Genomic DNA, 12,686 nt, shown 5'->3' on the forward strand with positions numbered 1-12,686 from the left:
AGTCATCATGTTCATTCACATGGCATGGATTGTGGTAGCATTACTGTCTGCCTGGTTTCTGGTTCCCGGCCAGGGTGCTGCCGGCGTGGCGCTGGCACTAATCCTGGCACATTCCGTAGCAGCCATACTGGTGCCACTGGCACTGGAATATCTGGGACACTTGCCTCCCCAGTTGTTTACCATGACGATGGCAGGGATGCTCGGCGGACTGCTTCCTTTGCTGTTGCTTGACTATCGGCAAGCATCGCTGTTTCACTGGTCCAATGCTGCTGCATTGTTGGTCTGTTTCTCGATCATGTGTGGTATCTGGACGCAGGGACGCAAACTGCGAACAGGTGCATAAATGGCGGAACGGACATCACAACTGTGGCACGTTCTCGATGCCCGAGCCATTTGGGTGAAGGAACTGGCACATGCCCTGTCGTGTCAAACGCCACTTACAGGCTGGATTCCGGAAATAAGCTGGACTGCCTGTTTATCAAACCAACGGACGACAGAGAATCACGCTGATCCACAGCTCACCCTGCATCATTTTCCATTGCAGCGTGGCTTCGCCAAATGGCCCATCAGGATTCTCTTTCGAGAAGAAGAAAGAATCATCCAGCATCTGCGAGCAGTTACCAAGTCAGAAACTGAAAGCGTGTTGCTTTGTGCATCGCCTCATTACGCTGCAGTGGCAGAACTTTGGAAAGGCCCTGTGGTGTATTACATGAGCGATCTGTACTACGCCTGGGGAGAAGATCCTGCCTATGTGAATTATTATGATCGCCGTATGTGTCAACGGGCCGACCTGGTATGCCCGGTTTCCGAAAGAGGCAAAGAATATCTGATGGAACGTGCCCAATGCCCGGCTGAGAATATCACTATTTCTCCGATGGCGACTCGTGCGAGTAATGTACTGCCTGAACCGCTATTGCAACCTATGTCGCTACCTGCAGACATTGCAGATTTGCCTCGGCCTGTCATTGGCATCATAGGCAACCTGGCCAAGAATACAGATTGGCTATTTCTGCAGGATGCTGTTCGCAAACTACCTGATTTCTCGTGGGTTTTGGTAGGCTCCACGGAGATGCCTGTGCCGGATCAATCGCATCGGCAGGCACGTGAACAGCTTCGTCAGCAAGGTGGGAGAGTACGATTCCTTGGCCCGAAGCCTTACTCGCAACTGGCCAGCTATGCACAATCGTTTGATCTGGCTTTATTACCCTATCGCAAGATTGAACCAACCTACTCAGGCAGCTCGACCAGGTTTTATGAACACCTGGCAGCTTGCCGACCCATGTTCGCGACCGATGGCTTTGCTGAGTTACTGACCAAGGAACCTCTCGTTCGTGTAATTCAGAATGCTGATGATTTTGTGCATCGAGTGCTGCAGTTGCAGAAGCAACAATTTCAGGATGGATTGGAAGCTGACCGATGGAAAGCGAGCCAGCACGAAACCTGGGAGATGCGCGCGAGCCAGATGAGGCAGGCGTTAGAGCAAAGGTTGAAAACCATATCATGAGTTGTATTGCATCTGATAATTCATCATCATGAAGCCTTCGCGACGACTCAAAGTAGCGCTCCTTTCCTATCGTGACGATCCACGAACAGGCGGAGCTTTGCGCGTCGCCGAGATGCTGGCTACGCACTTACCAAAAGAAGAAATTGAAGCGCATCTGGTGTTTGCCTACGGACAAGCTGGCCCTGTTGCGAATCGAGTACCGGTTCCGGTTCATTTCCTTGAAGCCAGTTCATCGAAAGATTTTGCAGCATGGCGTAAGACCCGAAAATGGTTCAGCCAGATGCAGTTTGATGTCATGCACTTTATTGATCCTGTCAACTGGGTGTTCTTTGCCACGCTGGGGTTGAAGGCCAAACGCATTGATCATTTTCACGGCTGCCCTGATCTTTCCACGATTGCCTCGCGTGACCAGTGCCTGGCCTTGTGCCGTCGCTGGCTCAGTCATGGAGGCATTGCGATTACCCATGGTGCACGCAAAGCCGTAGGCAGAATAGGCTGGAGGTCGCCTGCGCAAACACATGTGGTGCATAATGGCATCTGTCCTGAAGATTTTGAGACGATGCCAGATAAATTGACAGCCAGGCAGCAATTGAATTTGCCGCTGGATGCCAAACTGTTTGGTGCGGTGGCACGGTTCAGCGATGGCAGCGGACTCTTGGAAATTTTTCAGGTTCTCAAGTTCTTACCTGAAAACTGGCATGCGGTGTTGGTGGGAGATGGGCCTTTAAAACACCAATTGCAGAGCGAAGCCAGGCAGCTTGGCTTTGCAGATCGTGTTCATTTTCCCGGCTTATTGACCAATGTGCTTCCGGCCTACGCAGCGCTAGATGCAGTGATCCTTCTCGCCCGTTATCAATCATTCTGCCTGATGCTGGCGGAAGCGATGCTGGCACGCATCCCCGTCGTTGGTTTGCAGGGAGCTGGTGAATATACCGAAGCGGAGTATCCGTTGATCACCAACGAGAATGCGATCTTTTTCCCACGCGAAAAGCCCTGGGATTTCTACAGTGTTGAACCCGATGAAAACTACCATAAAGTAGCCTTGGCGTTACAAACGATGATGCTGAATCCGGAAAGTACCCAGCATCGCGTTGCACAGGCGCATCGCTGGGTCATCGAGAGGTTTTCTGCTCAGCATCAGGGCAGGCGCTGTGCACAGGTTTATCGACACGTATCAGGTTTGAAGCAGCTATGCGAGTAATGATTCTGTATGAGCATTGCTCGCCCCACCAGGTCACCGTGCTGGAATCAGCCAGGCAACGATTTCAAACACTTGGCCACACGCTCATCCCCGTTGAGTTTTATTACGGTTCACTCGATTATGGCTGGACGATGGGCGACAAACCCCGCCCAGCAGAATGGATGTGCCTGTTTCCAGAAGCTCAGTCGATCAGCAATTATCAGCGATTTCGAACTGTCTGCAAACTGGTGAAACAGCACAAGATCGATGTGCTGGTGCTTAACGGCTGGTACGGACTGTTTGCCTGGTGGCTGGTATTGATCAAGAAATGGCTGGGCTGCAGAATCGTCATGGTGTCCGACTCGGTTCACTGGGATTTTCCACGCACCATAGTGAAGGAATTGCCCAAGAAAATGTTGATGAAAGGTGTCGATGCAGGATTTGTCGCCGGCGCACCGCAGGCCGAGTACCTGCGTTCGCTGGGAGTTCGTGCTGACCGTTTGACCACCGGCAACGATGTGGTTGACAATAATCTGTACGCTCACATACCTGTTCGAAGTGTACCAGAAAACCGCAAGATTATCATTGGCACTGCAGCCCGGTTCATTCCCAAAAAAAACCTGGCAGCAGCCTTGAAGACATTGGCTCAAGTGGCCAAGCAACATCCTGATGTGCAACTGGAATGGCGACTGGCAGGTCGTGGGCCGCTGGAACAGGAACTTCAGCAGCTTGCTCAAGAAGTGGGCGCTCCTGTAGTCTTTCGTGGTTTTGTTGGTTATTATGACATGCCAGGGTTTTATGCCGAGTTGGACCTGTATTGGCAGCCCAGTTTGAGTGAACCCTGGGGCCTGGTGGTCAATGAAGCAATGGCTTCGGGGTTGCCTGTGCTGGTATCAGATCGCTGTGGCTGTGGCCCCGATCTGGTGACTAAAGAAACCGGTTGGATACACGGCTTGAGTCAAGAGGACATGGTTGCAGGTTTAACATCCGCCCTCAAGTCTCGGCTGCACTGGCCTGAAATGGGTGAACAGGCAAGAAAACTGATCGGCAACTGGGACGAAAAACGGTATTCTGAAGGACTCTTGCAGGCCTGTTTTCTGGCAACTGGTCAGCGCGATGGCCAAATGAGGTTTTCATCATGATGTTACATCCGGGCATCGCCAAGCCACCGCTAATTGCCAGCAAAACATCCAACCGTCGGTGGGATATCCTGACTGATATTCCTCATATCAGACTGATCAGTGTCATCCTTATGTCGCTGGTGGTGCTGATCGGTTTAATCCGTTCACTGACGTTTGGCTCCGTCGCTCCGCTGTTGTTGCCCATGCTGGCAACGGTCGTCTCCATCATCTGCATTCTCGCCATTGATTTCAAGGAACGGTATGGCACAACCTATATGAGGCTGGGATTTCATGCGGGCATTCTGATCTTCATGACTGCGTACCCGATTCTTGCACCGGAAACCGTTCGAAATATTGACGAGAATGTACGATTCACAGCGGGCATGGCGCTGGTGCTTTGTGTGATTGGTTTTGAACTGGGCTACTGGCTGCTGCGAACTTTTGCAGGTTTGCCCAAGGTGAAGCCACCGTTTTACCTGATGTCGAACAACTACAGCTGGGTACATCGTCTGCTGCTTGTCGGTATCGCCCTCTATTCGCTGTTCATGATTTATGCAGTTGCATCGTCTGGCAGGTCATTTCTATCGCTGTTGTTTGTTCTTCGTGGCGAGCTGCTGGTTAACACGGAAGAGGTGCTGATTACTGCAGACGAAAACAGAAATCAGCTGGCAACATTGCTCAGTTACGGCCGCTACATGGCTGCCGCTGCTGCTACAGTCCTTATCCTGTCGCCTAATCCGTATCACTTCGCCATTCCCAAAACCTTGTCCTGGTTTACGCTGATTGCCTGTGCCTTCATTGGACTGAATCAGGGTAGCGGTGGATCACGCTCTTCGTTTCTTTTGTCATCGGTGCCACTGCTCACCACCTTGTGGATTTATGCTGGTACCTACAAGAGTTTACGTCAATTAAGACCTTTGCTTGCGCTGATACTGCTGTTCCTGGTTTATTTTGGTTTTCAGTATCTGATTGCCAATCGCAGCCAGGGGAACAAACTCGATGATGAGGATGTCCGGTTCAATGTAGAGAATGTCAGCGTGACCGATACGACCAGCTTCATGGCATTCTCCATTTATCGTGATTACGAAGTAGTCATCGGGGGCTTTCCGGACAAAGCGCCATTTCAGAATGGAGCATCGCTCGCTCCACTCGTAATCGGCTGGGTACCCCGACGATTCTGGCTCGATAAGCCTTATCCCTTCACGCATGTGGCCAACCAGATCATGGGATACAATGTGGCCCAGGTTTCCATTGCGTGCGGCTTGCCCGGGGAAGGTTATGGAAATTTCGGGTACATGGGCGCGCTCATCTGGGGTGCGCTCATGGGGCTTGCGTGCGCCTTTGCCGATTTTAGGCTGAGTAATCTGCGTCCAGGGCACCCGTTGTCGCTTACCATGCGTGGTATGATGGCAGTGTGGGCAGCGATTATTGTTCGAGGTGGAACAGCTGAAATGTTCTACATGGGAGTTTTTCCGATCGGCTTCATGTGGATTTGTCTGTACTTCAGCGATCCCCGGCCGAGGAAGATTCTCTAGCCATGTTGCGTGTACTTCATGTCGTACCCAATATCGACCCCAAGCAGGGTGGCCCGGCACGCAGTGTTGCAGCACTCGCAGCAGCGCTCCGAAGGGTTCATGGATTAAAGGTTACCTTAGCAGCAGCGGGCGGGCCTGATCTGGTTGATGTTTCCCTTGAAATTCGCACGCGCTGGTCCATTCCTACATCTGAATCCAAGAAGCGACTGGAAGCAGCTATTCAGCAGGCTGATGTGGTGGAACTTCACAGTTTGTGGAACGGCGTCATCAGTCAATCGGCCAGGATTTGTCAGCGACTGAAGGTTCCGTATCTCTACACGCCGCGAGGCATGCTCGATCCCTTTTGCCTGAACACGCGAGGCTGGCTCAAAAAGTTATCTGCGTTTCTGGGTGAAGAACGAAATATTGGCAGTGCTGCAGGGTTTCATCTGCTTTCGCAGGAAGAGCATCAGGGCATGGTGACCGCCAGGCCTTATCTGAAAGACAGGCCATATGTGATCGCACAAAACGGCCTGGGAACGGTTCCTGACGATTTTCCAAAAGGACTGCTTTCGGAAAAGTTTCCAGAGACAGTTGGGCGGAAGACGCTTCTGTTCCTAGGCCGTCTGGATGAAATCAAAGGCCTGGAGTTACCTTTACAGGCTGTTGCACAGTTAGAACCATCACAACGGCCTATGGTGCTGCTGGTGGGTCCTGACTTTGGTGAAGAGTCTAAGCTGAGACAATTAGTGTCATCGCTTGGCATTGCACCGTGGGTAATCTTTGCCGGTGCCATCTATGGCAATGATCGTTTCAGCCTGCTGGAGGAAGCTGATCTGGTCGGGCTGACATCACATTACGAATGCAATTCTGTTACTGGTACGGAAGCCTTTGCAGTGGGCGGTGCAGTACTGGCGACAGAAGGTAGCAGCCTGCGTGATGCAGCCCAGGCTGGCGCTGCTATGGTGGTGCCTCGAACGGTGACAGACTATGCCAACGCTATCCAGCAGTTGTTATCGGATCCAATGCGATGCAAGCAGATGAGGAAAACAGCTAAGCTCTATGCACAGCGACAGCTAAACTGGGATAAGCTGATTATTCCATTGGTGGAACTCTATCGAAAGATTGCGAAAACCAGCTAAATACCTTGAAGGGGCCATAAAGGAACTGCTTTCACACTAGGCGTTTGTCAGTGCATTCATAATCCAATAATTAATGGCATATTGGCCTGCATACGCCTTCGGCTGTTCCGCAAGGCGTTCTTTTGTTCTTGGGGTTCTTCATGCTGGTGCTGGGTATACACGATGGGCACGATGCGGGAGCTTGCCTGCTTCAGGACGGCAAGCTGCTCTTGCATTCTTCCGAAGAGCGGCGCCGCAACAGCAAAAACTGGGCAGGCATTCCCGAACAATCCATCAAGGAAATTTTTCGTCGGACCGGCATTGATCCCAAAGACGTTGATCTGATTGCGCTGGGTAGCAAGTTGCGGACGACTTTCCCCACGCGAGGCCACAAGCCTGTTTACAGCGTGTTGAATTTCCTCTCGTGGGCAGGCCGTTCTCACCTGGGCACGCAGTTTGGTCGCTGGTTGCTTGAGAAAGTCCGCAAGCGCGAAGAACTGATGAGTTGCCTGGAAAGCATGGGCATGGGCCAGAAAACGGTGATGCCCTTCGATCATCATCTTTCGCATGCCGCCACGGCTTATTATTTCCGTCCCTGGGATGACCCTGCCACCGTCCTCACGCTGGATGGCGCTGGTGATGGCCTGTGTGCCACGGTCAACAAGGCTCAGGGCTTCGATATCAACGTCATTGCTCAAACGCCCAAGTACAACAGCCCCGCTGCCTGGATGTACTCTTCGCTCACTTCCCACCTGGGCATGCGGCCTTACGAGCACGAATACAAGCTCATGGGCATGGCACCCTATGGCGATCCCGATTTTGTGGGCGACGGGCACAGCGAATCCTGTGCGGATGTGTTGCGAAAAGCTTTCAGCGTTGAGGGGCTTGAGTTCCGCAATCACACCGGCCACATTGCAGGTGGCATTCAGGATTACTATGCCAAGAGGCTCTACGCCAGGCGTTTCGATAATGTTGCAGCAGGATGCCAGCTTGTATTTGAAGAGATGATGTTGAAATGGGTCAAGAATTCCATCGCTGCAACCGGCGTGGCAAAAGTTGCGACCGCAGGCGGCGCTTTCCTCAATGTGAAAGCCAACAAACTCATTCGCGAGTTGCCTGAAGTGGAAGCACTGTATACTTTCCCTGCCAGCGATGATGGTGGCACACCCATTGGCGCTGCGGTGCTGGGCTATGTTCATCTTTGCAAGCAGCGTGGCGTAGAGCCAACCATGAACCTGCCCAAAGACATGTACATGGGCATAGGCTTCACCGATGATGAATGTGGCAAGGCAGCAGAAAACTCTGGCTTACCCTGGAAGAAGCTGAACAACGTCGCAGATGAAGCGGCACAACTGTTGACAGAAGGCAAGATCATCGGCCGGTTTAATGGCCGCGAGGAAGTCGGCCCACGTGCCTTGGGCAATCGGAGCCTACTGGCAGATGCCCGTGATTTGAAAGTGATCCGCAAACTCAACTTTGCGATCAAGCAACGCGACTTCTGGATGCCCTTTGCTGCGTCGGTTCTGGAAGAAGATGGCCCACGCTACATCAAGAACCTCAGCAAGTGGGCTTACTACATGATCGAAGCTTTCGACACCACACCCGAAGGTTTCAATGATCTGGTCGCAGGCACACACCCGTTTGACCAGACAATTCGGCCGCAACTGGTGAATGAGCTCAACCCCAGCTATCGCGACCTGATCCGGGCTTTCAAAGCCAAGACCGGAGTAGGCGGATTGCTGAACACCAGTTTCAACCTGCATGGCTCGCCCATTGTAGGCACACCCGAAATCGCCATCGATACGCTCAAGAAGAGTGAACTCGATGCGGTGCTGCTCGGCCCCTATCTGGTCACCAAGCCAGGCTGATTGACATGTTGCCCATCACTGTCATCCTGGCTGTCAAGAACGAAGCGGTCAACCTGCCCAAGTGCCTCGCTTCGCTAAAGCAGGCTGAACGAGTGGTAGTGATCGATTCAAGCAGCACCGATGCTACGCCGCAAATCGTAAAAGATGCAGGTGCGGAACTGGTCCAGTTCCATTACCAAGGCGGGCATCCAAAAAAACGGCAATGGGCGATTGAAACACTGCAAATCACTACTGCCTGGGTGCTACTCCTCGATGCCGATGAAGTGATGCCTGCAGGATTGTGGACTGAAATACAACAGGCGATTGCCTCACCAACAGCGTCAACCGCTTTCCTGATTACCAAAGGTTTTCACTTCCTCGGCAAACGGCTTACGTTCGGTGGGTTCTCCTTCCAGGCAGTGTTGCTCTTCAAGACTGGTTCAGCCCGGTTTGAAAAGATACTCGCCGAAGCAGACAGTGGCTTTGACATGGAAGTGCACGAACGACTAATAGTGAACGGCACAATTGGCTCACTCAAAACTCCGCTGATTCACGAAGATTTCAAAAGCCTGCATGCCTACATCGACAGGCACAACCGTTATTCAACCTGGGAAGCCCAGGTGCGGACGCGGTTTCTCAAGAAAGGCCAATGGGGGGAGGAAACCGTTAAGCCCAAGCTGTTTGGCAATTCGCAGGAACGCCGTCGCTGGCTGAAGTATGTCGCACTGAGAGTTCCTTTTGAACCCACCCTCTGGTTCCTGTACCACTACATCTTCAAACTAGGCTTCCTCGAAGGCCGCCGAGGTTGGATCGCGAGCCGCATCCGGGCACAGTACATTTTCCAGGTACGGGCGAAGATGTATGAGATAGGGCTGAAGACGAAGTAGTCCCGGAGCTCAAACAAACTGCTCAACTTAACAGTTCGAAGAATGATTTTGAAGTATTTGAACCAATACCTGATCGCCAAATGTAGTTGCTAAGTCCATCGGCGACTTGTTGTTGTTATTCTTATCTTCAGGCCTTGCACCGTTCTGAAGAAGCAATGTGACAAAATCATACTTGCCGCGAGCATCAAACACAGCCCTCCACAATGGTGCGTTGCCAAACTTATCTTTAAGTGCAATATTAGCCCGATGCTTCAACAATTCAGACGCTATAGCGAACTGCTTCGATTGAATAGCAAGGTGTAATGCAGTCAAACCATTTCTATCCTGGTGGTCAATTGCTGCTCCATGATTTATAAGCCAACTGAGAATATCAAGTTTTCCATGTATTGAGGCATGAATTAATGGCGTTTGCTCTTCTCCATCTAGAAGGTCAACTTCACTTTGCTGAATCAACGAAATGGCTTCATCTGGTGACGAATACTGAATGGCCTGTCTGATCTTGTCAGCCATCGGATCATGATTTCTGGGTCGACCAGGCTGTGCCATTCGATTCACCTCTGAAAGCTTCTAAGGAAAAGGATATGGCATACTTCGCACTCCAGGCAAGTTGAACTACGAATCTTTCTTAACAGATCTATACTCGTCTGAACGGCTGTATCTTCCAATACGTTAAACTCCGCCACAGCCATTCCAGTGGGCCGAATAGGAAATAGTGGAGCCAGATGGGGCTGAGAATCAGTTGGAGTATCCAGATGGCGAAGGCCACAAAGTAAATCTGGTAATACTGCAGTTCGCCGTAGTAATTCAAACCGTAGCCGAAGAAGAACAGCGTGCAGATAACCGAATGCATGATGTAATTGGTGAATGCCATTTGTCCCACTGCAATGAGGGAACGGAACAGTCGCGGGAAAACGTTGGCCTTGTAGAGCAGAATGAGTGCTGAGGCGTGAGCTAGTACTAAGAGGATGCGCTGGAAGGGATAAATCAGATTGACCCATTCAATGGGTACCTGCTCCATGCGTTGAAGCGATACTTCCATCGTCGGGTTATGAAGAAAATGGTGATAGAAGCTGTAGCTCACCAGAGGCAGGCCGATGCCGTATCCAATGAGCATGGTTTTCCAATAGCTTCGATTCGACCACTGGCCTGTCAGAAATCCCCAGCGGTAAAGTGCAATGCCCAGCAACATCAAAGCAATCGAATCCCACACCTCAATGACGAGAAACTTGGTCTCGAACATCAAGGCAAGAGGCCTAAGGTAACTGCCAACGGTAGCGTAATCGGATTTCATTTTCTGCGTGTTGTCTTTAGCGTCCTGGCGATTGGGAATCATCGTCTTTTCCAGTTCACGCCACTCTTTCAATGCTCCCTGCTGTGCTTCTGACAGTGGTTTGTTAGCAGCAACAGCAGCGGTGGCATCCACGTAGGCAATCCGCTGTTCGCGAATGTGCTGATAGAACAAAGTCCCTGCGGTAAAATCGCAGATTGCCACCAGGGGCACGCCCAAAACCAGGTAGATGGGCTTCACATTGCGGAACAGATAAACAATCATTCCGCAGATGGCATAGAGATAGAGGATATCGCCAATCCACAAGATTACATGAGCATGAATGAGGCCGAAGAGAAGCAGCCAGAACATCCTGCGATAGAAGAGGCCTGTCACAGGTTTGCCTGCCTGCTCTTTTTTGGTGACAAAGAGCACAATGCCTGCACCGAAGATCATTCCGAAAAGCGCCCGCATCTTGCCTTCAAAAAAGACCGAGATGACAGCAGACACCCAGAAGTTGACATTAGTTGGATCGCTTCGATATGCCTCGGATGAATACTGGGCCATGGAAAAGCCGGGGATATTCATCAGCAGAATGCCGAGCAATGCCACGCCACGTAGGGCATCAATAATCTTAAGCCGCTGGGGTTCAGCGACGGGAGCGAGTACGGTGGTGACTGAATTTTCTGTCGGTAATTCATTCATAAGTTGTAAACATCATCGTGGAAGAAGTGTTGGAGGTGACATTGAGTAGTATTCGTATTAAAGACGGCAATATTCTCAGTGTCAACGAGAAAGCGAGGCACTGTGTTTGGTACTTCGGAAGTCGTGGAGAAGTTTCAAAACATTAAGCGCGACGTAAATGCGCCGGTAGCACTGGCAATCGTCTCGCAGCCTGGACGGCGAGTTAACGCTGCGCCGCTCCTGATTTCACTGAGTTATCAACTGCACTTGTTGTCTACTCCGTCAACACCCCCGGCAAATTGAACCCCTTATTACCCGTCAGCAACTGTGTCTGAGCCTGAGTCTGCTGGCTCAAGCCCCACAGGCGGATGAAGCCCTTGGCTGCTTCATGATCAAACTGATCGCCCTTCTCGTAAGTGGCCAGGTGCTTGCTGTAAAGGGAGAATTCGCTCTTGCGGCCTGCGATACTGACATTGCCTTTGAACAGCTTCACCCGCACGCGGCCTGTGACATAACGCTGGCTGCTGGCGACATAGGCAGCCAAGTCCTGATGATGTGCGCTAAACCACAGACCATTGTAAATCAAATCAGCATATTCATTAGCTACCATCGCTTTGAAACGCATGCTCGGCTTGGACAGACACAGCGTTTCCAGTTCCCGATGGGCCAGGTGCAGGATCACCGCTGCAGGGGCTTCGTAGATTTCGCGTGACTTGATGCCGACGAGGCGGTTTTCGATGTGATCAATGCGGCCTACGCCGTGCTTGCCACCGGTTTTGTTGAGCGATTCGAGCAGGGGCACCGCATCGAGTTTAACGCTATTTAACGCGGTGGGTTTTCCATGTTCGAAATCAATTTCGATGTACTCGGGTTCATTGGGAGCCTTGCGTGGGTCGGTCGTCCACTGGAAAGCCTCTTCGGGTGGTTCGAAATAAGGGTCTTCGAGAACCCCTGCTTCCACGCTGCGGCCAAAGATGTTTTCATCCACGCTGTAGGGGTTCTCTGCTGTGGCGAAGACAGGGATGTTGTGGGCCTTGGCGTACTCGATCTCTTCATCGCGGGTCATTTTCCATTCACGAACAGGGGCAATGATCTTGAGCTGTGGCGCCAGTGTCTGAAACGTGACATCAAAACGAACCTGGTCATTGCCTTTGCCTGTACAGCCATGTGCTACTGCCACCGCACCGTGTTCCTTGGCAGTGTCCACCATGAGTTTGGCGATGAGGGGCCTGCCCAAAGCTGTCGCTAACGGATATTTGCCTTCGTACAGAGCACCAGCCATGAGTGATGGCCAGACAAAACAATCGACAAAGAGGTTCCGGGCATCCATCGCTTCTGCAGCAATCGCGCCGGTCTTGAGGGCTTTCTTCTTGATGGCTTCCAGGTCGTCCCCCTGCCCCAGGTCGACCGTGAAGGTCACCACATCCAGGTTGTATTTTTCCTGCAGCCAGGGAACCATGACGGAGGTATCCAGGCCACCAGAATAAGCGAGTACGACTTTGCCACGTGCCATGGTTGGAGCTCACAGAAGAACTAACGACAAAAGTGTCGCGCAGCGTAT

Annotated in this window: 11 protein-coding genes; 8 read left to right on the forward strand and 3 right to left on the reverse strand. The window is 51.7% G+C overall.

What is annotated here, in order from left to right:
- Nucleotides 1-19 precede the first annotated feature (19 nt).
- From JNJ77_16350 to JNJ77_16385, 8 genes are all read left to right on the forward strand, one after another.
- Nucleotides 20-343 carry a hypothetical protein gene (locus JNJ77_16350; protein ID MBL8824158.1) on the forward strand — a complete coding sequence of 108 codons (324 nt, stop codon included), beginning with the start codon at nt 20-22 and terminating at the stop codon, nt 341-343.
- The gene (locus JNJ77_16355; protein ID MBL8824159.1) at nt 344-1,504 is read left to right on the forward strand and encodes a glycosyltransferase; all 1,161 of its coding nucleotides are present in this window, start codon (nt 344-346) and stop codon (nt 1,502-1,504) included.
- A gap of 28 nt (nt 1,505-1,532) precedes the next feature.
- Entirely contained in the window at nt 1,533-2,705 is a 1,173-nt protein-coding gene (locus tag JNJ77_16360; protein MBL8824160.1) for a glycosyltransferase, read from the forward strand.
- Nucleotides 2,696-3,826, forward strand: a complete 1,131-nt coding sequence (locus JNJ77_16365; protein ID MBL8824161.1) for a glycosyltransferase family 4 protein — start codon at nt 2,696-2,698, stop codon at nt 3,824-3,826. The genes JNJ77_16360 and JNJ77_16365 overlap by 10 nt, the downstream gene beginning before the upstream one ends.
- A complete protein-coding gene (locus JNJ77_16370) occupies nt 3,823-5,340 on the forward strand; it encodes a hypothetical protein (GenBank protein ID MBL8824162.1) in 1,518 nt (505 codons plus the stop codon). The genes JNJ77_16365 and JNJ77_16370 overlap by 4 nt, the downstream gene beginning before the upstream one ends.
- Before the next feature lie 2 nt (nt 5,341-5,342).
- A complete protein-coding gene (locus JNJ77_16375; protein ID MBL8824163.1) occupies nt 5,343-6,461 on the forward strand; it encodes a glycosyltransferase in 1,119 nt (372 codons plus the stop codon).
- Nucleotides 6,462-6,601: 140 nt separating this feature from the next.
- Nucleotides 6,602-8,308: a hypothetical protein gene (locus JNJ77_16380; GenBank protein ID MBL8824164.1), complete on the forward strand. Its 1,707-nt coding sequence runs from the start codon at nt 6,602-6,604 to the stop codon at nt 8,306-8,308.
- 5 nt (nt 8,309-8,313) lie between these two features.
- The gene (locus JNJ77_16385) at nt 8,314-9,174 is read left to right on the forward strand and encodes a glycosyltransferase family 2 protein (GenBank protein MBL8824165.1); all 861 of its coding nucleotides are present in this window, start codon (nt 8,314-8,316) and stop codon (nt 9,172-9,174) included.
- A 27-nt stretch (nt 9,175-9,201) separates the two neighbouring features.
- Here JNJ77_16385 and JNJ77_16390 read toward each other — a convergent pair whose 3' ends face one another.
- The 3 genes from JNJ77_16390 to JNJ77_16400 all read right to left on the reverse strand — a co-directional run bounded on the left by JNJ77_16390 (nt 9,202) and on the right by JNJ77_16400 (nt 12,638).
- Nucleotides 9,202-9,684 (reverse strand): ankyrin repeat domain-containing protein, encoded by a 483-nt coding sequence (locus JNJ77_16390; protein ID MBL8824166.1) that lies wholly within the window; start codon nt 9,682-9,684, stop codon nt 9,202-9,204.
- Between the two features lie 124 nt (nt 9,685-9,808).
- Nucleotides 9,809-11,146: a DUF418 domain-containing protein gene (locus JNJ77_16395; protein ID MBL8824167.1), complete on the reverse strand. Its 1,338-nt coding sequence runs from the start codon at nt 11,144-11,146 to the stop codon at nt 9,809-9,811.
- Between the two features lie 253 nt (nt 11,147-11,399).
- Nucleotides 11,400-12,638: an argininosuccinate synthase gene (locus JNJ77_16400; GenBank protein MBL8824168.1), complete on the reverse strand. Its 1,239-nt coding sequence runs from the start codon at nt 12,636-12,638 to the stop codon at nt 11,400-11,402.
- Between the last annotated feature and the right edge of the window lie 48 nt (nt 12,639-12,686).

Source organism: Planctomycetia bacterium (genome assembly GCA_016795155.1).
GTDB lineage: Bacteria > Planctomycetota > Planctomycetia > Gemmatales > HRBIN36 > JAEUIE01.

What these genes read in the sequence shown, in the direction of transcription:
- JNJ77_16350 (MBL8824158.1), top strand. Translation starts at nt 20, where the DNA reads ATGGCATGGATTGTGGTAGCATTACTGTCTGCCTGGTTTCTGGTTCCC.
- JNJ77_16355 (MBL8824159.1), top strand. Translation starts at nt 344, where the DNA reads ATGGCGGAACGGACATCACAACTGTGGCACGTTCTCGATGCCCGAGCC.
- JNJ77_16360 (MBL8824160.1), top strand. Translation starts at nt 1,533, where the DNA reads ATGAAGCCTTCGCGACGACTCAAAGTAGCGCTCCTTTCCTATCGTGAC.
- JNJ77_16365 (MBL8824161.1), top strand. Translation starts at nt 2,696, where the DNA reads ATGCGAGTAATGATTCTGTATGAGCATTGCTCGCCCCACCAGGTCACC.
- JNJ77_16370 (MBL8824162.1), top strand. Translation starts at nt 3,823, where the DNA reads ATGATGTTACATCCGGGCATCGCCAAGCCACCGCTAATTGCCAGCAAA.
- JNJ77_16375 (MBL8824163.1), top strand. Translation starts at nt 5,343, where the DNA reads ATGTTGCGTGTACTTCATGTCGTACCCAATATCGACCCCAAGCAGGGT.
- JNJ77_16380 (MBL8824164.1), top strand. Translation starts at nt 6,602, where the DNA reads ATGCTGGTGCTGGGTATACACGATGGGCACGATGCGGGAGCTTGCCTG.
- JNJ77_16385 (MBL8824165.1), top strand. Translation starts at nt 8,314, where the DNA reads ATGTTGCCCATCACTGTCATCCTGGCTGTCAAGAACGAAGCGGTCAAC.
- JNJ77_16390 (MBL8824166.1), bottom strand. Translation starts at nt 9,684, where the DNA reads ATGGCTGACAAGATCAGACAGGCCATTCAGTATTCGTCACCAGATGAA.
- JNJ77_16395 (MBL8824167.1), bottom strand. Translation starts at nt 11,146, where the DNA reads ATGAATGAATTACCGACAGAAAATTCAGTCACCACCGTACTCGCTCCC.
- JNJ77_16400 (MBL8824168.1), bottom strand. Translation starts at nt 12,638, where the DNA reads ATGGCACGTGGCAAAGTCGTACTCGCTTATTCTGGTGGCCTGGATACC.